The organism is Staphylococcus chromogenes (assembly GCF_029024625.1).
Lineage (GTDB): Bacteria > Bacillota > Bacilli > Staphylococcales > Staphylococcaceae > Staphylococcus > Staphylococcus chromogenes.
This window is the reverse complement of the sequence record NZ_CP118953.1, coordinates 2,250,726-2,272,347: the sequence shown is the minus strand read 5'-3', so window position 1 is coordinate 2,272,347 and position 21,622 is coordinate 2,250,726. Positions and strand designations below refer to the sequence as shown.

Here is a 21,622-nt window from a genome sequence, read left to right as displayed (position 1 = left end):
AGTGATGCCTCCTCATTCTTATTTTGAACGTGTGGTATCAAATGGACGAATTTCAGACTCGATAAAATCACGTTTACTTTCTAAAAATGGAGGTAAAGAGAGCGATTCACCTAAAGTTTCATAAGGTTCATCCCCCATAAAGCCAGGACCATCAGTAGAAAGTTCAATTAAAATATGACCAATACGTGCGTAAAGCGCTTTGAAGAAGAAGCGGTCAATGAGACCAGAATTGTGAACGCCTAATTCAGTATAACGCTCTAACCAATTTTGAATCGCTTCATCATCTTCCACACGGAATGAAACGTGGTGCACTTTACCGTAACCTTGACGTGCTTCAGTACCAAGATCTTTACGTAAAATCACTTGACCTCCGTTACCGCCTTTACCGACTTCAAGCAATGTGACATCTTCTTCTTCGATAATCGGTTTCATACCGTAAAGTTCCCTCAATGTTTGTTTGAATTCCTCGTAATAGCTCACAGTAATTTCAATAGGGCCTAAACCATAAATGGCTTTGTCTTCTGGGACAGGACCATTTTTCCAAGGAACACCAGGTTCAACGCCTTCATTGTGCTCATCAGAAATCAGTTGGTAAGTCTGATCGTCCTCTTCTTCAAATGGTAACACTTTTTTGCCGAAAAGTTCTTGAATGTCCTCATGTTTAACATTAAATTCTTCAAAACGTGCTTTGTAGTACTCTAATGCAGCATCATTTGGTACACGGAAGGAAGGACGACTAATAGAGTTTGTGCCTTTTCGGCCTTTAGGATTATTAGGAAAATCAAAGAATGTCATATCTGTACCGGCGTGGCCTTCATCATCTGCAAAAAATGTGTGGTACGTATAAATGTCATCTTGGTTTACTGTTTTTTTCACGAGGCGCATACCTAATATATCTGTAAAGAAATGATAGTTTCTTTCTGCATCGTCTGTCATCGCAGTCACATGGTGAATGCCTTTTAATGGAAATTGAATCATAATGAATCTCTCCTTTAGCGAATGATATTTCTAATTCGAAATAAAATGTTTGTAAAAATCAAGTACACACCCCGAAGTTACTCGGATTGTGTACTAATTCGCTTTAAAACCTTTTGTAAACTTTGCAATTCATCCTCTGATAAATCTGAAAAGACAGAGGCAATTGCATTGGCGTGATTTGGGAAAATTTCATCCATAAATGCTCTTCCTTTATCGGTAAGGGAAGCATAGCTCACGCGTTTATCTTTCGTATCTTGTCTACGCTGTATATACCCTTTTTTCTCAAGGTTTGTAACCACGTAAGTTGTACTGCTGCTCGCAATTAAAATACGTTCTTTAATGCGTTGAATTGTGTGTTCACCGCGATTGTAGAGTACCTCTAAAACAGCAAATTCTGTCACGTTTAAACCATAGGATTTGATATCTTTGTGTATCAATTTATCTAACATGTCATTCGTACGTCTTAGTCCAATAAATACTTTTAATGAAGTATCAACACGGTTCAATGACAACACCTTCTTTAATTTATTTCGAATTCGAGATAATTATAACGTATATCGTTTTAGATGTAAAGGATAATGTTTGCTAAGACACAATGATTCTGGAAATGAGACGTTATGTTACATTTTTTGTCATTTAATTGTTATATAAATCCAGAAGTTTTCCATTGTTTTACAAAATGAATGTATTTTTTTTACAACGCGGACACCCTGATATATTTATGTTACCATATCTCTAGATTAATTGATATCAATGATTTGGGAGGATTATTTTTTATGAAAAAGTTAACCGCTGCAACAATCGCTACAGTTGGATTCGCAACTTTTGGTATCATGCAAGGTGATGCTGAAGCAGCAGAACAAGTACAGTCAACATCTACATCAACAACGTTTTCTCAAGAAACACATGATTACGTTACAATAGATGCACAAGGGAATTACCACCATACATTAGATGGCAATTGGAATCCATCAATGTTTGAACAAGGATTATATCATTCTTCATATACAGATGACATGGGACGTCATCATTATGTTTATTATGCACAAGGTGAACAAGTTCAAGATGACAATGACTATACACCAAGTCAATCTCATGCTGTAATCCAAGCACAAAAGAATAATGGTCAATCTCAACAAATGAGAGAGACGCATAATACGCAACAATATACACAATCACAAGGGCAATGGAATGTGAACACAACAGATCAAACAGGCTATAGTGCGCCGAATGCGTCAGCTCAAACAAGCTACAATGCATCAAATACTTCATCTAATGAAGGAAATGCATCAACAAGTGCTTTAACACAAAGCCAATCAACACCAAATGCACAAACGCAAGCAAAACAAGCAACTCAACAAACGGATAATGCAACAACTGCATCATCTAATAATACGGCAGCTTCAGGATGGCTAAATAAATATCCGAAATGGCAACCGTATGGTCAGTATACAACGGGTGGTGCGCACTATGGTGTAGATTACGGTATGCCTGAAAACACACCTGTATATTCTTTCACTGATGGTAAAGTCATTGATAGTGGATGGAGTAATTATGGTGGAGGTAACCAAATTACTATCCAAGAAGCGAATAGCAATAATTATCAATGGTACATGCATATGAATCAATTGAATGTGAAAGCTGGAGATACAGTTTCTAAAGGACAACAAATTGGTTTGTCTGGTAGCACAGGTAATTCAACTGGACCTCACTTACATTTCCAACGTATGTCTGGTGGCATTGGTAATCAATACGCTGTTAACCCAGATAGCTATTTAGCAAATCAATAAACAAAAACGAGTAAGCGAAGAAAAATTTCGCTTGCTCGTTTTTTTATTTTACACTGATTTTTTCATTGTAATGTGTATATTCTGGATGATAGTTAAAAAATTGAAGGATTTTTGAACCATGTAGACGTTTTAAGAAATAATCTAGACCGAAACGACCACTATTGTAACCACCCATGAAAATGAAAATTCCGATTAAAATATAGAGCGGGTTGACTGAAACTGTACCGGCAAATAAGAACATGAAATTCATTAATAAACCGAAAAATGCGCCAACTGGTGTAAATAGACCTAAAATCAATAATAATCCGATACACACTTCTAAAATAGGAATTAAAATATTAATCACCGGTGCCATCGGTAAGACAATATGTTCTAAAAATGATGTGAAAATAGGATATTGGACACCGGACTCGCTTGCAACTGGATGTTGAATGGCATTTTGTAAAAAGCCCCCAGCGTTAAATCCACCGCTCAAAAATTTACCAATACCGGACATGAACCATCCAAATCCTAAGTATAAACGTAATAAAAGTAAAAGCACACTTGCAATTTTACTTTGTTGTAACCATTTAATCATAATAAACACCCCTAAAAAAATAAATATGAATATATTGCTTTGTATTAGTATATTTAATATATCTTGTATACTAAATATATCACTTAGAAATACGATTGCAATAGTTTTGTTCAATTTTTCACAAATTATTCAAAATTCGAGATAAATATATCCCAAAAGCAAACTAAGGTTAAAAGAAGTGGAATAGTGGTATAATTTTTATAATGATAATATTTATAATTTTTAAAGGATGATTTTAATGGTGGAAGTTAAACACAGTAATCATAAGTTTTATGTTGGTGAATCAGAAGATCACGTGGATGCTTACATGTCGTACGTCCCTTCCGGTAAACAGAGAATTATTATTGATCACACAGAAGTGGGCGAAAGCCTACAAGGTCAAGGCGTAGGAAAACAATTAGTAAAAGCGGCAGTTGAGTATGCGCGTGAAAATGACTTGAAAATTTTAGCTACTTGTCCTTTCGCAAAAGGTGTACTTGAAAAAACAACTGAATATCATGATGTATACCAAAAATAATTCAAAATGAGAGGTTTTTATTAATGGTTAAAGTAAGTAATTTTCAAGAATTAAAAGAAGCAAACGTCGCAGATAATTCAATTACAGTAAGTGAGAATATTCAATTAGAAGAACCTATTGTTTTAGAATCTGGAGTACAACTTGAAGGTGAATCTTATTCATTTGAATTAACTGGAACAGGAAAACTTATCGTATTAACTGAAAATAATACCTTAAAAAATATTACATTGCGCACTAATAAAAATGAAGACGCCGTAAGCTTTAAAGAACAAGGCGTCAAAGGGCAATTTACATTAGAAAATGTAACAACATATGGTTCAGTTTGTTTAACCGCTGACGACGCTGCAGGTGATATCCGTATTGATATTACAGATGTAGATGTAGTTGAAGCTAATGTAACGCATAAATCAGAAGGCCCTACAGGTTTTGGTGTTACGGTTATCCAAGGTGGGTTAACTGTTTGGAACCGCACCCCAGATATTCGTTTCGATACTGAAATTAAAGATGTCACAATTGGACGGGACGGTGAACCAGTGAATGGTAGTGGTGTGTTTGTTTCAGGTACAGATGAAGCACCAATTTATTCAAATTTATTACAACAAAAGACGTTTACACAAATGGTTTACTCACACAAGGTGTGGCAGACCGTATTTCAGCTGGCGTATTCACCGTAACAAATGCACATGTTGATCGTGTTGAAAACCATGGTGTGACAAAAACATATGGTTTCAACGATATGGTACTCGACAACTGGGGCGCTGTAAAAGAATGGGTCGTACAAAACGATGTATTATCTGAAGGAACAAGCGGTATCGGCTTTGTAAACTTTGGTAATATCCATTTGTTAGATATCCAAGCCCCTATTATTACAAGAGGTACTGGTGCACGTGGTATTAATAACTACGATGGTACAATTAAAGAACTCTACTTAAAAAGTATCGAAACACACGGTGACGGTGCAGTAGGTATTCAAATTAGTAAACCTGTAGGTAAAGTTACAGTGCATGAAAATATAGAAACTTACGGTGGCACAGGCGAATCTCTTGTTAAAGGGGTTATTAAAGAATTATCAGCAATCGGTATTAGTATTTTAGACGGCGCTGAAGTTGAAGGTCTTGACGTTAAAGGTAATGTATACACATATGGTAAAGACATTACACCTGTACAAAATGAAGGTACTGTCAAATCAGGACTTAACATTTCAGGTGAAAGTGCAAATAAATACGAATAATTGATAGATTCTAAAGGTATCTCAATGAGATATACTGAAAAGGCTGTCGCAAAGTTCAACTTTGTCGACAGCCTTTTTATATATTAAAGATGTGACTATTCTTTAAAATCTTGCTTAGACCCTTCAGAAGTCTCGGCTAAAGCCTCTATCAAAGGGGCTTTAATTTCTCAAGAGGAGGTCATAAAATTTATTTTACTCGTTAAACTGTATGAAAATAGCCCTCAAAATTTATTTGAGCGTAAATTTTTATTATAGATGGACGTATCCAACTCTATTTCCATGCACTTTTGGTTGAGGGGAGTCTAACCGGACTATTTCAGGGGAGACTTCCCTATTTGGTTTTGTGCCATTTTTAGTGGGACTTCGTAATGTTGGCAGTTTTCCCATGACAAATGATCTTTAAAAATATGGAAACCTTGGTTTAAAAACGTATGAAGCTCATGAAGCGCTTCAGGCGTCGTGGATTTGAGTTCATAGATGAGTTCTGTTAGTTTTGGATCAAAGTAAGCTTGATCGATTAAAGGTTGATCAAATGTTAAGGAACTGTCAACGAACGGATAAGGTAAAACGAAGAAAGTCGGTCCTTCAAATGTGTCGTCCCCAAACCAAAAACCAAACTCAATAAAATGCTCATCGAAGGCTGCATATTCAATAACTTGAGACGGTTCAAACATTTCGTGAAATGCATTGTAGTTGATAATCGTAGAAATGTCGAAAGTTCCCCAAAATAGACCTGGTTTAATTTTACGTGCTCTGAAAGGGGCCACAAACTGGCTCAGTGCACGTACTGCAAATTTCATTAAATGCAACACTTCATGACAAATTTTTCATTATAATGATGATGTTCAGTATCACGATCAAAAGGGGTCGTATGTGCCATTTCTTGAGGTGTCGTATTGATAGGAACCTCGACTTTAAAACGTTTCAAGGTTTGTTGTATCCATTCATAATAGTCTTGAATCGTTGTACCCTCACGTAACGGCATTTCGTCACATCCATGGTCCGTTTCCACAACGAGACGATGAGATTGTAAATCGACATTAATCGTATAGGTACAGTCATAGTTGAAAAGTAAGCCTGTCGAAAAACCCGTTGTATTCATATCCAAAATCACATGTGCCCATTGAGGTTCCTGAAAAGCACTTGCTAATTTATGCTTTCCAAGTACTTGTGCTAAAAGGTGTAGTGTTTCTTGTTCTTTTTTCCATTCTGCAATTTTTAACATCTTTAGAACCTCCATTGAAATGTGTTTATCATGTATTTACCCGCTTTTTTGATGATTTTTACATCCTGTTGGAAAATACAAAAAAACGACGCATTTACGATTAAATGCGTCGTTATATCTTAAAGTCTTCGCTTATATTATTCTTCTACTGCAAATTCACTATGTGCTTCGAATTTAACTTCTTTACCTAACATTACGCCACCAGTTTCTAAGGCTTGGTTAAAGTCGATACCATATTTTTCGCGGTTGATTTTACCAGTCACTGAGAAACCAGTCACTTTGCCACCAGTCATTGGGTTCGCACTAATACCGTTAAATTCAACATCAAATGTTTCTTCGTGAGTTTGACCTGCAATTGTTAAATCACCAGTCACTGAGTCTTCAGTGATTTTTTTAGTTTTGAATACGATTTGTTTGTTTTCATCCGTATTGAAGAAGTCTGCTGATTTTAAGTGGTTGTCACGGTCTTTGTTATTTGTGTTAATAGATTCAACGTCAATTGTAGTCACAGCTTCAAGTGAAGATAAATCGTTCACATCACCGTTAATTTCAACGTTGTAGTTTTCAAATGTTCCTTTAACACGAGAAACCATTAAGTGTTTAATTGAAAATTCTAATGTACTGTGTACTTGATCAAAATTATATTTTGCCATTGTAAAATCCTCCTAGAAAGTAAATGTTTCGTCTACGGTATAAATGTTATACCATGTTTCGTCGGATTGCAATAAAAAAGTTTCAATTTCGAAATATTTTTGGAATACTATCATTTTAAGCGCATGACAATAGTTTCATCATACGTGATATAAATAGTTTACCTTTTAAAGATGTCGACTAAACATGGAAAGAGAAGAAGTCAAATGTTATAGGGATTAAGACCATTAAGACGTAACTATAGATATAGAGGGCAGTGTATGGCACGTCTTCTAACGTCAATTTATGTCAATATTGTGAAGACAAAGCATATCATTTACAATATAAGAAAACGCTTTCAAAATAGCGTTTAAGGGGATTAAACAAAGGGGGAGTTGTATGATTACATTTATTGTCTGTATTTTGGTATTGATTTTGGGTTATTTTACGTATGGTAAGTATATCGATAAGATGTTTGGCCCAAAATACGATCGACCGACACCCGCGCATGATCAACGAGATAATGTAGACTTTGTACCGATGAAAACTTCATCTAATTCACTGATTCAACTGCTAAATATTGCTGGTGTGGGCCCGATTTTTGGTCCGATTATGGGGGCACTGTATGGACCTGTCGCTTTTATTTGGATTGTCATCGGCTGTATTTTCGCAGGGGCTGTACATGATTACTTAACGGGGATGATTTCGATTCGTAATCGTGGTGCGCATTTACCACAACTGGCGGGTAAATTTTTAGGTCAAGCTATGAAACACGTCGTGAATATTTTTACATTGCTTTTACTGTTACTTACAGGGACGGTATTTGTGACAAGTCCAGCTTTACTGTTACATAATTTGATGGATGGACGTGTCGCTTTAGGTCTCATTATTTTTGTTATTTTTGTGTATTACATTTTATCTACAGTATTGCCAATTGATAAAATTATCGGACGTATTTATCCTATATTTGGAGCTTTGCTGGTAATTAGTGCTTTAGGAGTCGGTTTTAGATTAATCCAAACGGGCGCACCTATCCCAGAGTTAACATTGGAAAATATGCATCCTGATAAAGCGCCTATATTCCCATTACTCTTTTTTACGATTACGTGTGGTGCTTTATCCGGATTTCATGCTACTCAATCGCCTATCATTTCTCGTACAACGAATAAGGAAAAGAATGCACGTGTCATTTTTTACGGGATGATGATTGCAGAAGGGATTATTGCGATGATTTGGGCCGCAGCAGCGATGAGTTTATTTGGTAGCTATGGGGGCTTACAAAATGTATTAGCTCAAGGTGAAGCTGCACTTGTCGTAAGTAAAGTTTCAACGATGCTTCTCGGCTCATTTTTCGGGACAATCGCCGTGTTAGGTGTTATTGTGTTGCCGATTACTAGTGGAGATACATCATTCAGAAGCGCGCGTATGATTATTGCAGATTATATTCATTTAGGACAAAAAGCCATCAGCAAACGTTTTATTGTGGCAGTCCCATTATTTATTGCGAGTTTCTTATTAACACAAGTTGACTTTACCATTTTGTGGAGATATTTTTCATGGGCCAATCAAACAACAGCTGCTGTGGCCTTATGGGTCGGAGCCATGTACTTGTTAATCGCAGGTAAAAATTATTGGGTGGCCTTCATTCCGGCGACATTTATGACGTGGAATTTATTTACGTACATTTTAAGTCAGCCGATAGGATTTGGGCTCAATTTAGATTTAAGTTATGCCGTGGCGATAGGTTTAACGGGGTTATGGCTTTCTTATTTCTTTTATCAATATCGAAAAAATACAGTGGGCGATGCGTTTCAATTGGATCATGCTGTCCAATTGAAAAATCATCCGAACTATTCTTAATTTAATATGCGAATCAAACTTTATTAAAAGAGGATGTTACTAAAACGTTTTGTAACACCCTCTTTTTTAGTATACCTTCATACTAGCGCACGCATAGTTTTATTATTATGTAAAAGTGTTTTGTTATTCAAAATTTTTGCCAGATGTTAAAATAAAGCGAGTAGAAAAGGAGATGATTCAATGATTGTAGAATCGATTCAAGGCAATATCGCAAACTTAACACCGGAAGAAAAACAAGTGCATATTGAAAAAGTGTATCTTGAAAATTCTGATCTTGTTAAACGTATCCAACGTGTGAAAACAGATCACGGCACAGAAATTGGGATTCGTTTAAACCAATCTATAGATTTACAATATGGCGATATTTTATATCGTGATGACAAAAATATGATTATTATCGATGTCAATTCTGAAGATATTATTGCGATTCAACCACGCACTTTAAAAGAAATGGGTGACATTGCACACCAATTAGGCAACCGTCATTTGCCAGCGCAGTTCACTGATTCAGAAATGCTTGTCCAATATGACTACCTTGTAGAGGATTTATTAAAAGACTTAGGCATTCCTTATCAACGCGAAGCTCGAAAAGTGAACCAAGCTTTTAAACATATAGGACATTCTCATGATTAATCAAGCGCAATTAAAACTCTTTCAATTTTGTGATTCTCAATTTCCAACAGGGGCATTTAGTCATTCTTTTGGATTAGAGACGTATATTCAGCGTGAGGATGTGCATGATGCGGCCTCATTTCAAACGTGGTTGAAAGTCTTTTTAACTGAACAATTGACGTATACAGACGGTTTGGCGATGCGTATGACGTATGAAGCTCTTGAACAAAATGATGAAGCGGAAATGAAACGCATTGATCAAATGTTATTTGTTCAAAATATACCAAGAGAAACGCGTGTAGGCACAAAACAAATGGGAAAACGTATGGCGCATTTGGCCCACACACTTTACGATGATGCATGGTTAAACTGGTACTATCAAGAAGTTTCAGAGTACCGCCTGCATGCACATCCGGCAGTCGTATTTACACTATTAGGCCATCATTTGGGTATATCACTTGAACAGATTATTGATTATTTTTTATATCAAAACATCTCAAGTTTGACGCAAAATGCTGTACGCGCTATCCCATTAGGGCAAACAGAAGGCCAAAAAATTGTTTCAGAGATGATGCCATTTATCACAGACACACGTGAGGCAATTATGGCAGAAGATGAACGTAATTTTGGTTTAACTGCGCCAGGCATTGAGTTAAATCAATTAGAACACGAAAACGTGAATGTAAGAATATTTATATCGTAGGAGGATGAAGTATGAAACCAGTTAAAATTGGTATCGGGGGACCTGTAGGGGCAGGAAAAACCCAACTTATTGAAAAAGTGGTGAAACGTTTATCAAAAGATAAAAGTATCGGTGTTATTACGAATGACATCTACACAAAAGAAGACGAAAAGATTTTAGTAGAGACAGGTGTCTTACCTGAAGATCGTATTATCGGCGTAGAAACTGGAGGGTGCCCGCACACTGCCATCCGTGAAGACGCATCGATGAACTTTGCGGCGATTGATGAGTTAATGGAACGTCACAACGATATTGAGCTTTTATTCATTGAATCAGGTGGAGATAACTTAGCCGCAACATTTAGTCCAGAACTCGTTGATTTTTCAATTTATATCATCGACGTAGCACAAGGTGAAAAAATTCCACGTAAAGGTGGCCAAGGGATGATTAAGTCGGATTACTTTATCATTAATAAAACTGACCTTGCCCCACATGTCGGCGCATCACTTGATCAAATGGCAGAAGATACGAAAAAATTCAGAAATGATCGTCCATTTGCATTTACAAACTTAAAAACAGACGAAGGACTAGACGATGTCATCGATTGGATTCGTAAAGACGTCTTTCTTGAAGGATTAGATTAGTATGGCCATTTCAGATTGGACAGGGGAACTCGATCTCACATTTAAACATGATGGGACGAAAACAATTAATGGAAGAACGTATTTTCAAGGCGGACTGAAAGTGCTACGTCCATCGTACTTAAACGGTAGTCCACACCCAACGATGTTTTTAATTAACTTGGGGGGTGGCTTCGTCGATGGTGACCGGTATCGCATGAATGTGCATTATGAACCAAAAGCGCATGCCGTCTTAACGAATCAGGGGGCGACCATCGTCTTCAAAACGATGGAAGACCACGTAGAACAATATCAAACATTTACACTAGACGATGAAAGTTTTATGGAATATATTGGCGACCCTATTATCGGGTATACCCATGCCAAATTTTTCCAACATAATCATTTCAAATTGTCAAAAACAGCCACAATGTTTTATTCGGACATTTTAACACCCGGCTACGACAAAGAAGGTCATATGTTTAAATACGATCATTTACATTTACTAAATGAAATTTATGTCGATGACCAAATCGTTGTATATGACAATTTGCGTTTAGATACACAAAAAAATAAAATTGCTGATATTGGCTATATGGAAGGGTTTACTCATTTGGGCGCATGTTTTTATATTAGCCCACATGTCAATCAAAAGTGTGTAGAAGCCATCAACGAAGTGGTTGAAAACCATATCAGTGAGACATGTCGTGTCGGCGTCACGTTGTTGCCGACCCATGGCTTAACGATACGTATTCTCGCAAATTCTACCGATGTCATCAATCGTGTGATTCATGAAGTTCATCAATTTGTAATGTCGACGTATCATGAAGAAGACGCCCAATTTTTACGAAAATACTAAGGAGTAGGACACAGAAATCGTAATGATTTCTGTCCTACTCCTTTATTGTAATAGTGCGATAAAACCATTACGCACTAAAGATTTCTTTAATTAAAGCTTCGATTACATTATTAACTGAAGCATATTTTTAATAATAAGCAGTGCCACAATGAGAATGATTATACTAGAAAATTTGTTTAAAAATAAGATGAATTTTCCCGATGAATCAATGTGACCAATGAAACGGCCCAACAAAGAGAGGCATATAAACCAAATCCACGACACACTGATGGTTGCGAGTGTAAAGAGCCACTTTTCAGTGCCGTTATAAAGGGCAGCGCTTGTGCCAATGACTCCGATAGTATCCATGATGGCATGAGGGTTTAATAGTGAAACGGACATCGCAAAGCCTATTTGCTTTTTTGCAGACATTTGAGAATGGTGATTCATTGATGCAGGCTTTTCGTGCCAAAGTGCCCCTGCCATATAAAGTAAAAAGATGAGTCCAATCATATAAATCACAAGCTGTAACGTTGGAAATGACATTAAAATCAAAGAAACGCCGAGGACGGCTAACAAGATGAGTAATGTATCGCATAAGCCCGCGGTAATGATGACGGGGAGTGCACGTGACCATCGAGGATGATTGGCACCTTGGTTAAAAACGAACACATTTTGTGCCCCTAACGGTAATATTAAGCCTAAAGCGAGTAAAAGGCCATGCATTATAGGTTGAATCATGTCTCGTCATCCTTTCAGTTTGAGGCACAATGACGAATGAGCACTCATTTTTGTTTTTGCGTGGCTACAATATTGATAAGGAGCCATAGGATTTGTAAAACGAATGGAATCATTAAAAATGCAATCCAGACTCCGATAGATAGCAATTTTATCTCAGGTGTTTGAACGGCACCTGTGCCATCAACGTCACGTAGCCATAGGAACCCGGCCCCACTAATCAATAAAATCATCCAAAAAGCAGTGACGATACTCCATATTATCCATGATGCTTTTAACATAATGTTCCCACCTAAAAAATTTATTATTATATAGAATAGCACAAAAATGGTGACTTGCGTGAGTCACCATTTTTGGGGTAAAAAGTTATTTTCAATTATCGTCTCTCATGCAGTTGTTCCTAAGTCATGGTCATCGACCTGCCTGGGATTAAGCAATAGAAGTTGATGCGTTTTGACGGAGTTTTTTAGCACTATCGACAAGGACAGTTAAGGCTGCTTTTACTTCGTCTTCTTTACGCGTTTTGAGTCCACAATCTGGGTTGACCCAGAAAAGAGAGCGATCAATTTGTTGGAGCCCTCTATTAATGGCTGTCGTGATTTCTTCTTCTGTTGGAATGCGTGGACTATGAATATCATACACGCCTAATCCAATGCCTAAGTCATAATCAATATCTTCAAAGTCTTTAATTAAATCGCCATGGCTACGAGAAGTTTCAATAGAAATAACATCTGCATCTAGTTCGTGGATGGCATGAATGATTTGGCCGAATTGAGAATAGCACATATGCGTATGAATTTGCGTATGGTCTGCCACAGAAGACGTCGCTAATTTGAAACTGTGCACGGCTTTTCGTAAGTAATCGTCGTGATAAGCTTGACGAAGCGGTAAGCCTTCGCGCAGTGCAGGTTCGTCGACTTGAATCACTTTGATACCTGCTTTTTCAAGTGCTAATACTTCTTCGTTAATCGCTAAGGCAATTTGGTCTTGGACTTCTGCGCGTGGTAGGTCGACACGTTCAAAAGACCAATTGAGAATCGTAACAGGACCTGTCAGCATGCCTTTCACAGGTTTGTCTGTTAAACTTTGCGCATAAACCGTTTCTTTTACTGTGAGAGGTTCTGTCCATTTAACATCTCCATAAATAATCGGTGGTTTAACGGCACGTGATCCGTATGATTGAACCCAACCAAACTTCGTTACTAAGAAACCTTGTAATTTCTCGCCGAAGAATTCGACCATGTCGTTACGTTCGAATTCGCCGTGTACGAGGACATCTAAGCCGATATCTTCTTGAATTTTAATCCAACGTTTAATTTCGTTTTTTAAGAAGGTTTCATAAGCTTCATCAGAAATACGTCTGTTTTTCCAATCTGCACGTGTTTTACGAACTTCTGGAGATTGTGGAAATGAACCAATCGTCGTTGTTGGTAAATCTGGTAAGTTGAGTCGTTCTTGTTGAAGTTCTTTACGTTCTGAGAAACGAGAAGCACGTTCAGAACGCACACTGTCAAAATCATACGTTAAATTTTTAAAATCTTGGTTTTGGAAACGTTCATATTGCGTTTGTAATGCCTCTAACTTTTCGGTATCGCCTTCATTGACTGCACGTTTTAAAGCGTCTAATTCTTCTAATTTTTCAGTCGCAAAACTGAGTCCGTCGCGAACGGTTTCATCTAATGTTTCGTCATCTAACGATACAGGGACGTGAAGTAAAGAGGATGATGGGTTAATATAAAGCTCATTTGTATAAGTGCTCAACGTATCAATGAGCGCTTTTTTCGCTTTCACATCTGCGGCCCAAACATTACGCCCGTCGATAATACCTGCAAATAATGTTTTATTTTGATCAAAGTCTCCGTTTTTAATTTGTTCTAAGTTGTGGCCATGGTCATGAACAAAGTCTAAACCTAATCCTTTAACTGGAAGACTGCTTAAAAACTTCACATTTGCACGTTCAAAATACGTTTGAATAATGAGTTTATCGGCTACTTCTGCACCTACAAATGCCTCGTAGGCTTCTTTTGTAATGGCTTCTAAGTCTTCACCTTCATCTGTGACAAGAATAGGCTCGTCCACTTGAATCAATTCTGCGCCTGCTTGGATTAATGATTCAAAGGCTTCAATATATAATGGCAAGAGTGTACGCACTTTTTCTTCAAAAGATTGGTGGCCTCCCTTAGATAACTTCACAAATGTAATTGGACCTACAATAACCGGGTGGGCTTGAATATTTAAAGATTTTGCGTAGTTGAAGCGCTCTAAAAGAAGATTGCGTCCGAGTTTTGGTGTCACGTTGTCCCATTCAGGTACGATATAGTGATAGTTGGTATTGAACCATTTAATTAAGGCACTCGCGACGTGTTCTTTGTTGCCACGTGCAATATCAAATAACAAATCGTCATCAACCTCACGCCCTTGAAAGCGTTCAGGGATAATATTAAATAACAAAGATGTATCTAAAATGTGATCGTACAGTGAGAAATCTCCGACTGGCACGCTGTCTAAGCGATGGTTTTTTTGAAGTAATAAATTTTCACGATGTAAGTTTTGTAATGTTTCATCTAATTCGTCTTTTGAAATTTTGTTGTTCCAATAGTTTTCGATTGCTTTTTTCCATTCACGTTTTCGGCCAAGTCTTGGGAATCCTAAGTTTGTTGTTTTAATTGTCATAATATAACCTCCTGATTGGTTGATGTAATTGATTTTGAATAAGCTGCAAGGTCTAAAGAATAATCGACACGTTCAAACGGGGTAATAAGGTATAGCCCATTAAAATATTTATGAACGGTATCAATTAGTGATTTACAAATAGAAATAGATAAATCGTAGGTGGCTGCTTTATCACCTGCAACGTCTTTGAAGCGTTCTAAAACGTCATCTGTCATCTTAATGCCAGGGACTTCATTATGTAGAAATAAGGCATTGTTGTAACTTGTGATTGGCATGACGCCAATAAAGATTGGGACGTTAAGATGTTGAGTTGCTTCATAAATTTCAATAATTTTTTCTTTCGTAAAGACAGGTTGTGTGATGAAATAATGCATGCCACTTTCGATTTTAGTTTCGAGTTTTCGAACGGCTGCATCGATATTTCTTACATGAGGATCAAAACCGCCAGCGATGTTGAAATGAGTTCTAGACTTCAGCGCATCACCATCTGTATTAATCCCTTCATTGAAACGGAGTGCGAGTTCAGTGAGCCCTTTAGAGTTAACATCATAGACGTTGGTGGCTCCTGGGAGATGGCCTACTTTGGAAGGATCTCCTGTAATGGCTAAGATTTCGTTAATACCGAGTAACGATAACCCGAGTAAGTGCGATTGTAAGCCAATTAAGTTGCGGTCTCGACACGTAATATGGACGAGTGGTTCAATGTTATAGTTTTGTTTGATGAGACTCGCAGCTGCAATATTGGAAACACGTACTGTTGCGAGTGAGTTATCGGCGAGTGTGACGGCATCAATACCCGCTTTGTCTAAGGCTTCGATATTTTTGAAAAAGCGTTGTGTATCCAAATGTTTAGGTGTATCTAGTTCGACGATAATCGTCGGTTGTTGTTGAACTTTCTGCTTTAAGTTCAGTTTGGCTGAAGGGGACGTTATGCTTTCACGTTTTTTATGGATAGGAATAACTTTTTTGTTGTGGACGGGTTTAAGTCCTCGAACGGAACGCTTAATGTGCTGTATATGTTCGGGTGTGGTTCCACAACATCCTCCAATCAGCCGAACGCCTTCATGAATGAGTTGTTCTGCAACTTCGCCAAAATAGGTGGCGTTATTGCTGTATTTGAACGTATCATTTTCAATGTCGAGTAAACTCGCATTGGGATAACAGGAGAGATACGCATGCTCAGGTAACGCTATGTGCGTAAAGGTATTTTTCATATGATGCGGCCCGTGATGGCAATTTAAGCCGACAATATTGGCCCCTGCTTGAATGACTTGTTCTAACGCATCATTGATGACCGTTCCGTCTAATAGATAGTTTGTATTTGAAGCGGTGAGTTGAGCGATAATGGGAATATCGTATTTGCGTCTCGTACTTTTAATAACAGTTAACAGTTCCTCTAAATCGTAATAGGTTTCAAATAATAAACCGTCAACGCCACCATCAACTAAAGTGTCGACTTGGATTTCTGTATGATATTGAATGGCTGAAATCGATAAATCCCCTTGTTTAACGCCTCGAAATCCTCCGACCGTCCCAAGAATAAATGTATCCTCCTCGGCCGCACGTTTTGCGATGTCGATCGCTGCTTCGTGAATGGCTTTCACTTTATGTTCTAAACCAAATACTTTGAGTTTCTCAAAATTGGCCCCATACGTATTGGTCTGTATAATGTCTGCGCCTGCTTGAATATAGGAACGATGAATACGTTCGACTTTTTCTGGATGCGATAAGTTATAGGCTTCTGGACAAGTATCGAGGCCTTCTGAGTAAAGAATGGTGCCCATTGCGCCATCAGCCACTAGAATATTGTTTTTCAGGGTATTCATTAAGCGACTCATCGTATACCTCCTTTAAAGCGTGATCTAAATCTGTAATTAATGTGTCGGGGTCTTCTAAGCCGACACTGAGTCTAAAGAGACCGAATGTAATGCCCCGTGCTTCCCGAATAGGTTGAGGGATAGCGGCGTGTGACATTGAATGTGGATGGGACAATATCGTTTCAACACCCCCTAAACTGACGGACACGAGAGGGATTTCAAGCGCATCTACAAAAGTTTGTGCTAAGGCTTCATTTTTGAGTCTAAACCCTAGAACAGCGCCACCATGATGGGCTTGGTTCAAGTGGACGGTGCTATGTCCCGGGTAATACACTTGTGCAATCGCTGGATGCTGTTCTAAAAAACGCACGATGCGTTGGGCACTTTTTGAGGATTGCGAAAAGCGTACGTCTAATGTTTTTAAATGTTGGGTGAGCGTCCAACTGTCATAAACGGAAAGTCCTGTACCTGCGCCGTTCTGAATTAAATAAATTGCTTTTGCGAAAGTTTCATTATTGGTAATCACAGCGCCTGCGATTAAATCACTATGCCCGCCTAAAAACTTAGTGGCACTATGAATAACGATATCCGCACCTAAATCTAAAGGGTTTTGTGCAATGGGTGTCATAAAGGTGTTATCCACGGCTAAAAGCAAGTTGTAGCGTTGGGCAATATCAGCCACCGCACGTATATTGGTCACTTTAAATAAAGGGTTTGAAGGTGTTTCTACATAAAGCAATTTTGTATTAGGTTGGATAGAGTTTTCATAATTTTCTGGATTTTCAGCGTTCACTGTGGTGAAATGAATCCCGAATTTCGTTAATATTTCTTCTGTAAGTCGAAATGTCCCTCCGTAGACGTCGTCGGGGAGGATAACGTGATCTCCTGCTTTTAATGTCAGAAATACACTTGTAATCGCACTAATACCTGAATTAAATGCGAAACCGTGTGTGCCATTTTCAAGTTCTGCGAGTTTGGTTTCTAATAATTCGCGATTAGGGTTGCCGCTCCTTGCATAATCATAAGTTGCATCTCCGCCCAGTGTATGTTGATGATAAGTGGACGAATAATAAAGTGGCAGGTTTGCACTTAAATACGTTTTTCCTCGATTGCGATCATGAATGAGTTGGGTTGCTTTGGGTTGGCTCATAGACTCACTCCTTCTTTTGAATGTTGCAGTGCTCGGATGAGGTCAGCTTCAATATCTTCGTAGGCTTCGATTCCGACAGACAAGCGAATTAAATATTGGTCGATGCCTCGTGCATCTTTTTCCGCATCAGGCATATCGACGTGTGTTTGTGTATAAGGGAATGTAATAAATGTTTCTGTCCCCCCTAAACTTTCAGCGAAACGTGAAACCTCTATATTTTCAAGTAGCCGTGCGACGCTGTAATCTTTATCTAAACGAAGACTTAACATACCGGTGCGTCCGCTGTATAACACTTCTTGAATGCCTTCTAAATTTTGACATCGCTTGGCAAGACGTTGGGCATTTTCCTGTGACCGTGCGACGCGTAAATGTAATGTTTTCAAACCACGTTGTAGCAAATAACTATCAAACGGTGAGAGCGTGGCGCCAATCATATTGTGAAGAAGTGAAAGCTGATTGACTAAATCTGGGTCTTTCACTGTGACAACGCCTGCTAACACATCGTTATGACCGCCAATATATTTAGTCGCGGAATGTAACACGATATCCGCCCCTTCTTTAAGTGGGGTTGAGAGATAAGGTGTTAAAAAAGTATTATCGATAATGGTCAGTAATCCACGTTGTTTTGCAAGGACGTAATAAGGTTCCAAATCAATTTCAATCATAAGTGGATTTGAAATAGGTTCGATAAATAGTGCTTTTGTCTTTGAAGTTAACGCGTCACTGACTTCTTTGAAATGTTCGAAATGCACATATTTGAAATGAACCCCGTATTGTTCTTCGTAATATTGGAAAAGTCGAAAAGTGCCACCGTAGAGATCATACGAAACGAGCACTTCATCACCAGGTTTAAACAAGCTACATACGAGTTGAATACTCGCCATTCCACTTGCTGTGGCAAAAGCAGCGTTGCCCCCTTCTAATTTTGCGAAGGCTGTTTCAAAAGCATCTCGTGTCGGGTTTTTCGTTCGAGAATAATCAAATCCAGTCGATTGCCCTAGCCCTTGATGCTGATAAGCCGTGGATAAATAAATCGGGTTTGCGACTGCGCCTGTCGTATCTTCTGTCAGTGCAATTTGTGCAAGTTCTGTATCTTTCATGGGTTTTTACCTCCTATTTTCAGATTGGTAGGGAATGTCATGGATGTGTTAAGCCATTTTGTCGATAAAATACAAAAAAGCTTTCATCCTTTACACCCGAAATAAAATTCGGAAATAAAGGACGAAAGCTTCGTTCGTGGTACCACCTTAATTTGCTACTTTATCACTAAAGTAGCCTCTTCCAGTACGCCATGATTGAATTAATGGGTACAGAAAAAAGATAGGAAAATTCCAGTACGCCATTATCAACATGTTAATACTGTATCGCTATAACGGGCGAACCCGGTGATACCTCATATCGGCACCAACACTCCAAGGCCATTTTCAAACTTTCTTTCAATATCTTCTCTCAGCTTACAAAGACTCTCTGTAAAAGCAGTGTAAGTTCTACTTTCCTTTTTATCGTGTGTCAAAATATGTTGTTGTGAGTTGATAGTCACACTTTAGCATGGTGGAAAAATAAATGTCAACACATTTTTCTGAAAATTATGATTTAACACACTATTTAATGTGTGCTCGAAATTTGTTAAAGTCTTGTATATCAAGGCGTCAACCAGTACAATAAAAAACGTAAAAATTTTTGAAAAGAGGGATGTGGATGACAGATTTAAACAATATACGTCATTCGGAAAATGTAGAACAACTGAATCTTTCAGAAATACGTCCCAATCCTTATCAACCGAGAAAACATTTTAATCAAACCAAATTGGAAGAACTCGCGTCATCTATTGAGCAACATGGCGTGCTCCAACCTATTGTGGTCACCCCATCAATAAAAGGCTATTATCTCGTGGCAGGTGAACGCCGTTATCGGGCGTCTCAACTTGCAAAGTTAAATACGATTCCTGCGATTATTAAGTCTATGGATGACAGACAAATGCGTGAGCTAGCGATTATCGAGAACTTACAACGTGAAGATTTAAATCCACTAGAAGAAGCGGAAGGTTATCACCAACTGATGGAAACGCTCTCTTTAACCCAACAACAAGTTGCCGATCGATTAGGCAAGTCACGACCCTATATCGCGAATATGTTACGGTTATTGCAGTTACCTGTTAAAATTAGGAATTTAGTTCGAGAAGGTCAATTGTCAGGGGGACACGGGCGCACATTATTAGCGCTAAAAGATGCCGCTTTGATGGAGCAATATGCACAAAAAGTGATAGATGCCTCTTGGAGTGTGCGCACGCTAGAAGCACAAATCGCAGAACATCAACCTGCTGTGCACCCTAAGACTTCCGGGAGTCTGCCCCCTAAAAAAGTGAAACCTTCTCTGATTAAGCAACACGAACAACAATTGGCAAAACAATATGGTACGAAAGTGGACGTCTCAACGTCAGGGGCGAAAGGTAAAATCACGCTTGAATTCTATTCTGAACAAGATTATCGCCGTCTCATTCAATTATTGAAAAAGAACAATAAATAGATCGATGTAGAAAGGAAAACAAAATGAAACAACTTGAGAGTATTCTCCGTAATTTGATTCAACCTCTGTTGGAACCTGAAACCTATTCGAACTTATTGACGAAACTCATCATTGTGCTCATTTATGTACTTGTCGCATTTCTTGTGACGCGTATTTTAAATAAAATTATTGCACAGTTTTTCAAAGTCAATAACAAATCAAAAAAAACACCCCGTGCCAAGCGTTCAAAAACCTTAATTACACTTGTACAAAACGTTGTTGGCTATCTCATTTGGTTCATTACAGGGACTACAATTTTAAGTAAATTTGGCATCAGCGTTGAAAGTATCCTTGCCGGGGCTGGGGTGGTCGGCCTTGCGATAGGTTTTGGTGCACAAACCCTCGTGAAAGATATTATTACAGGATTTTTCATCATTTTTGAAAACCAATTTGACGTCGGGGACTACGTAAGCATTAAAAACAATGGTTCACTAATTGCTGAAGGGACAGTGAAATCCATTGGTTTACGTTCGACACGGATTATGTCTATCACAGGGGAACTTTCCACGATTCCAAACGGAACGATGAGTGAGGTAACAAACTTTTCTGTGACCAATGGTGTCGCATTAGTCGACATTCCTATCTCAACGAGTGAAAATATTGAGCTTGTCGAACAAAAATTAGGGGTATTTTTAAAATCTATCCCTAAAAAATATGAGATTTTCATCGATACGCCACAAGTGCTTGGTGTGGATGCGATAGAAAGTTATCAAGTGACGTTACGTGTCTCTGCAGAAACGTCTCCTGGAGAGAATTTTATGGGCGCACGTATTCTAAGACGTGAAATCAAAGGCTTCCTCCAAGCTGAAAATATCGAAGCCCCCGTACCAAACTTAGCCCAAATGTATAAAAACATGACACAGCCAAAATCATAAATGTAAAATAATAAAAAGGAATGAGGAGTAGATCGATGTCTTCAAATTATGAAATCAATGATATAGTAGAAATGAAGAAACAACATGCATGTGGTGCCAATCGATTCAAAATCATTCGTATGGGAGCAGACATTAGAATTAAGTGTACCGCTTGTCAACGAAGTATTCTGTTGCCACGGCAAACGTTTAATAAAAAACTAAAAAAAGTACTCGAAAAAGCGAGTCAAGATGAGAAGGAGTAATG

Annotated in this window: 24 protein-coding genes and 1 other annotated feature; of the genes, 12 read left to right on the top strand and 12 right to left on the bottom strand. The window is 38.2% G+C overall.

Translation table 11 applies throughout. From position 1 onward, the window contains the following. Positions 1-18: 18 nt before the first annotated feature. Together mhqE and PYW36_RS11130 are read right to left on the bottom strand one after the other, a co-directional pair. On the bottom strand, positions 19-978 hold the full coding sequence (mhqE, locus tag PYW36_RS11135; protein WP_103159130.1) for a ring-cleaving dioxygenase MhqE: 960 nt from the start codon (positions 976-978) through the stop codon (positions 19-21). Between the two features lie 77 nt (positions 979-1,055). Continuing rightward, positions 1,056-1,484: a MarR family winged helix-turn-helix transcriptional regulator gene (locus tag PYW36_RS11130; protein ID WP_037575350.1), complete on the bottom strand. Its 429-nt coding sequence runs from the start codon at positions 1,482-1,484 to the stop codon at positions 1,056-1,058. Positions 1,485-1,754: 270 nt separating this feature from the next. Here PYW36_RS11130 and PYW36_RS11125 point away from each other — a divergent pair, with 270 nt between their 5' ends. Further along, positions 1,755-2,768: a M23 family metallopeptidase gene (locus PYW36_RS11125; protein WP_103159131.1), complete on the top strand. Its 1,014-nt coding sequence runs from the start codon at positions 1,755-1,757 to the stop codon at positions 2,766-2,768. Between the two features lie 43 nt (positions 2,769-2,811). Here PYW36_RS11125 and PYW36_RS11120 read toward each other — a convergent pair whose 3' ends face one another. Next, positions 2,812-3,345 (bottom strand): DoxX family membrane protein, encoded by a 534-nt coding sequence (locus tag PYW36_RS11120; RefSeq protein ID WP_103159132.1) that lies wholly within the window; start codon positions 3,343-3,345, stop codon positions 2,812-2,814. 238 nt (positions 3,346-3,583) lie between these two features. Between PYW36_RS11120 and PYW36_RS11115 the strand changes: the two genes are divergently transcribed. Genes PYW36_RS11115 through PYW36_RS11105 form a run of 3 tightly spaced genes read left to right on the top strand, consistent with a single transcriptional unit; the run spans position 3,584 to position 5,093 of the window. After that, complete coding sequence (locus tag PYW36_RS11115) at positions 3,584-3,862, top strand: GNAT family N-acetyltransferase (protein ID WP_103158628.1); 279 nt, start codon at positions 3,584-3,586, stop codon at positions 3,860-3,862. 23 nt (positions 3,863-3,885) lie between these two features. Further along, on the top strand, positions 3,886-4,536 hold the full coding sequence (locus tag PYW36_RS11110; RefSeq protein ID WP_103158629.1) for a hypothetical protein: 651 nt from the start codon (positions 3,886-3,888) through the stop codon (positions 4,534-4,536). Then, a complete protein-coding gene (locus PYW36_RS11105; RefSeq protein WP_103158630.1) occupies positions 4,500-5,093 on the top strand; it encodes a hypothetical protein in 594 nt (197 codons plus the stop codon). Before PYW36_RS11110 ends, PYW36_RS11105 begins: the two co-directional genes overlap by 37 nt. A 311-nt stretch (positions 5,094-5,404) precedes the next feature. Here the strand turns inward: PYW36_RS11105 and PYW36_RS11410 are convergent, their stop codons facing one another. From PYW36_RS11410 to PYW36_RS11090, 3 genes are all read right to left on the bottom strand, one after another. Continuing rightward, positions 5,405-5,893: a DUF5996 family protein gene (locus PYW36_RS11410; RefSeq protein ID WP_258026736.1), complete on the bottom strand. Its 489-nt coding sequence runs from the start codon at positions 5,891-5,893 to the stop codon at positions 5,405-5,407. Beyond that, positions 5,893-6,318 carry a DUF5996 family protein gene (locus PYW36_RS11405; protein ID WP_258026737.1) on the bottom strand — a complete coding sequence of 142 codons (426 nt, stop codon included), beginning with the start codon at positions 6,316-6,318 and terminating at the stop codon, positions 5,893-5,895. The genes PYW36_RS11410 and PYW36_RS11405 overlap by 1 nt, the downstream gene beginning before the upstream one ends. Positions 6,319-6,455: 137 nt before the next feature. After that, positions 6,456-6,971 carry a YceI family protein gene (locus PYW36_RS11090; protein WP_037575365.1) on the bottom strand — a complete coding sequence of 172 codons (516 nt, stop codon included), beginning with the start codon at positions 6,969-6,971 and terminating at the stop codon, positions 6,456-6,458. A gap of 376 nt (positions 6,972-7,347) precedes the next feature. On the opposite strand from PYW36_RS11090, the gene PYW36_RS11085 reads away from it, so the two are divergent. The 5 genes from PYW36_RS11085 to PYW36_RS11065 all read left to right on the top strand — a co-directional run bounded on the left by PYW36_RS11085 (position 7,348) and on the right by PYW36_RS11065 (position 11,581). Continuing rightward, positions 7,348-8,808 carry a carbon starvation CstA family protein gene (locus PYW36_RS11085; protein ID WP_103158631.1) on the top strand — a complete coding sequence of 487 codons (1,461 nt, stop codon included), beginning with the start codon at positions 7,348-7,350 and terminating at the stop codon, positions 8,806-8,808. A gap of 180 nt (positions 8,809-8,988) precedes the next feature. Further along, positions 8,989-9,441, top strand: a complete 453-nt coding sequence (gene ureE, locus PYW36_RS11080) for an urease accessory protein UreE (RefSeq protein ID WP_103158632.1) — start codon at positions 8,989-8,991, stop codon at positions 9,439-9,441. After that, the gene (locus PYW36_RS11075) at positions 9,434-10,123 is read left to right on the top strand and encodes an urease accessory protein UreF (RefSeq protein ID WP_037575373.1); all 690 of its coding nucleotides are present in this window, start codon (positions 9,434-9,436) and stop codon (positions 10,121-10,123) included. Before ureE ends, PYW36_RS11075 begins: the two co-directional genes overlap by 8 nt. Before the next feature lie 11 nt (positions 10,124-10,134). Beyond that, complete coding sequence (ureG, locus tag PYW36_RS11070; RefSeq protein WP_037575375.1) at positions 10,135-10,746, top strand: urease accessory protein UreG; 612 nt, start codon at positions 10,135-10,137, stop codon at positions 10,744-10,746. Position 10,747: 1 nt separating this feature from the next. Further along, positions 10,748-11,581: an urease accessory protein UreD gene (locus PYW36_RS11065; protein WP_103158633.1), complete on the top strand. Its 834-nt coding sequence runs from the start codon at positions 10,748-10,750 to the stop codon at positions 11,579-11,581. 102 nt (positions 11,582-11,683) lie between these two features. Here PYW36_RS11065 and PYW36_RS11060 read toward each other — a convergent pair whose 3' ends face one another. From PYW36_RS11060 to PYW36_RS11035, 6 genes are all read right to left on the bottom strand, one after another. Continuing rightward, positions 11,684-12,301: a LysE/ArgO family amino acid transporter gene (locus PYW36_RS11060; protein ID WP_172458453.1), complete on the bottom strand. Its 618-nt coding sequence runs from the start codon at positions 12,299-12,301 to the stop codon at positions 11,684-11,686. A gap of 44 nt (positions 12,302-12,345) precedes the next feature. After that, positions 12,346-12,579 carry a DUF3923 family protein gene (locus PYW36_RS11055; RefSeq protein WP_037575378.1) on the bottom strand — a complete coding sequence of 78 codons (234 nt, stop codon included), beginning with the start codon at positions 12,577-12,579 and terminating at the stop codon, positions 12,346-12,348. A gap of 148 nt (positions 12,580-12,727) precedes the next feature. Further along, on the bottom strand, positions 12,728-14,974 hold the full coding sequence (metE, locus tag PYW36_RS11050; protein WP_103158634.1) for a 5-methyltetrahydropteroyltriglutamate--homocysteine S-methyltransferase: 2,247 nt from the start codon (positions 14,972-14,974) through the stop codon (positions 12,728-12,730). Beyond that, positions 14,968-16,809 carry a bifunctional homocysteine S-methyltransferase/methylenetetrahydrofolate reductase gene (locus tag PYW36_RS11045; protein WP_103158635.1) on the bottom strand — a complete coding sequence of 614 codons (1,842 nt, stop codon included), beginning with the start codon at positions 16,807-16,809 and terminating at the stop codon, positions 14,968-14,970. The genes metE and PYW36_RS11045 overlap by 7 nt, the downstream gene beginning before the upstream one ends. Then, a complete protein-coding gene (gene metC / locus PYW36_RS11040) occupies positions 16,763-17,938 on the bottom strand; it encodes a cystathionine beta-lyase MetC (protein ID WP_103158636.1) in 1,176 nt (391 codons plus the stop codon). Before metC ends, PYW36_RS11045 begins: the two co-directional genes overlap by 47 nt. After that, complete coding sequence (locus PYW36_RS11035; RefSeq protein WP_103158637.1) at positions 17,935-19,038, bottom strand: PLP-dependent transferase; 1,104 nt, start codon at positions 19,036-19,038, stop codon at positions 17,935-17,937. Before PYW36_RS11035 ends, metC begins: the two co-directional genes overlap by 4 nt. A gap of 114 nt (positions 19,039-19,152) precedes the next feature. Beyond that, positions 19,153-19,450: a binding site (T-box leader), on the bottom strand. A gap of 186 nt (positions 19,451-19,636) precedes the next feature. Between PYW36_RS11035 and PYW36_RS11030 the strand changes: the two genes are divergently transcribed. From PYW36_RS11030 to PYW36_RS11020, 3 genes are read left to right on the top strand one after another with little or no spacing between them, the layout of a single operon-like run. Further along, on the top strand, positions 19,637-20,464 hold the full coding sequence (locus tag PYW36_RS11030; RefSeq protein ID WP_037575392.1) for a ParB/RepB/Spo0J family partition protein: 828 nt from the start codon (positions 19,637-19,639) through the stop codon (positions 20,462-20,464). 23 nt (positions 20,465-20,487) lie between these two features. Next, positions 20,488-21,378, top strand: coding sequence for a mechanosensitive ion channel family protein (locus PYW36_RS11025; protein ID WP_037575395.1), 891 nt, complete (start codon positions 20,488-20,490; stop codon positions 21,376-21,378). Positions 21,379-21,413: 35 nt separating this feature from the next. Continuing rightward, complete coding sequence (locus PYW36_RS11020; protein WP_037575399.1) at positions 21,414-21,620, top strand: DUF951 domain-containing protein; 207 nt, start codon at positions 21,414-21,416, stop codon at positions 21,618-21,620. Positions 21,621-21,622 lie beyond the last annotated feature (2 nt).

What these genes read in the sequence shown, in the direction of transcription:
- mhqE (WP_103159130.1), bottom strand. Translation starts at nt 978, where the DNA reads ATGATTCAATTTCCATTAAAAGGCATTCACCATGTGACTGCGATGACA.
- PYW36_RS11125 (WP_103159131.1), top strand. Translation starts at nt 1,755, where the DNA reads ATGAAAAAGTTAACCGCTGCAACAATCGCTACAGTTGGATTCGCAACT.
- PYW36_RS11120 (WP_103159132.1), bottom strand. Translation starts at nt 3,345, where the DNA reads ATGATTAAATGGTTACAACAAAGTAAAATTGCAAGTGTGCTTTTACTT.
- PYW36_RS11115 (WP_103158628.1), top strand. Translation starts at nt 3,584, where the DNA reads ATGGTGGAAGTTAAACACAGTAATCATAAGTTTTATGTTGGTGAATCA.
- PYW36_RS11110 (WP_103158629.1), top strand. Translation starts at nt 3,886, where the DNA reads ATGGTTAAAGTAAGTAATTTTCAAGAATTAAAAGAAGCAAACGTCGCA.
- PYW36_RS11410 (WP_258026736.1), bottom strand. Translation starts at nt 5,893, where the DNA reads ATGAAATTTGCAGTACGTGCACTGAGCCAGTTTGTGGCCCCTTTCAGA.
- PYW36_RS11405 (WP_258026737.1), bottom strand. Translation starts at nt 6,318, where the DNA reads ATGTTAAAAATTGCAGAATGGAAAAAAGAACAAGAAACACTACACCTT.
- PYW36_RS11090 (WP_037575365.1), bottom strand. Translation starts at nt 6,971, where the DNA reads ATGGCAAAATATAATTTTGATCAAGTACACAGTACATTAGAATTTTCA.
- PYW36_RS11085 (WP_103158631.1), top strand. Translation starts at nt 7,348, where the DNA reads ATGATTACATTTATTGTCTGTATTTTGGTATTGATTTTGGGTTATTTT.
- ureE (WP_103158632.1), top strand. Translation starts at nt 8,989, where the DNA reads ATGATTGTAGAATCGATTCAAGGCAATATCGCAAACTTAACACCGGAA.
- PYW36_RS11075 (WP_037575373.1), top strand. Translation starts at nt 9,434, where the DNA reads ATGATTAATCAAGCGCAATTAAAACTCTTTCAATTTTGTGATTCTCAA.
- ureG (WP_037575375.1), top strand. Translation starts at nt 10,135, where the DNA reads ATGAAACCAGTTAAAATTGGTATCGGGGGACCTGTAGGGGCAGGAAAA.
- PYW36_RS11065 (WP_103158633.1), top strand. Translation starts at nt 10,748, where the DNA reads ATGGCCATTTCAGATTGGACAGGGGAACTCGATCTCACATTTAAACAT.
- PYW36_RS11060 (WP_172458453.1), bottom strand. Translation starts at nt 12,301, where the DNA reads ATGATTCAACCTATAATGCATGGCCTTTTACTCGCTTTAGGCTTAATA.
- PYW36_RS11055 (WP_037575378.1), bottom strand. Translation starts at nt 12,579, where the DNA reads ATGTTAAAAGCATCATGGATAATATGGAGTATCGTCACTGCTTTTTGG.
- PYW36_RS11045 (WP_103158635.1), bottom strand. Translation starts at nt 16,809, where the DNA reads ATGAGTCGCTTAATGAATACCCTGAAAAACAATATTCTAGTGGCTGAT.
- metC (WP_103158636.1), bottom strand. Translation starts at nt 17,938, where the DNA reads ATGAGCCAACCCAAAGCAACCCAACTCATTCATGATCGCAATCGAGGA.
- PYW36_RS11035 (WP_103158637.1), bottom strand. Translation starts at nt 19,038, where the DNA reads ATGAAAGATACAGAACTTGCACAAATTGCACTGACAGAAGATACGACA.
- PYW36_RS11030 (WP_037575392.1), top strand. Translation starts at nt 19,637, where the DNA reads ATGACAGATTTAAACAATATACGTCATTCGGAAAATGTAGAACAACTG.
- PYW36_RS11025 (WP_037575395.1), top strand. Translation starts at nt 20,488, where the DNA reads ATGAAACAACTTGAGAGTATTCTCCGTAATTTGATTCAACCTCTGTTG.
- PYW36_RS11020 (WP_037575399.1), top strand. Translation starts at nt 21,414, where the DNA reads ATGTCTTCAAATTATGAAATCAATGATATAGTAGAAATGAAGAAACAA.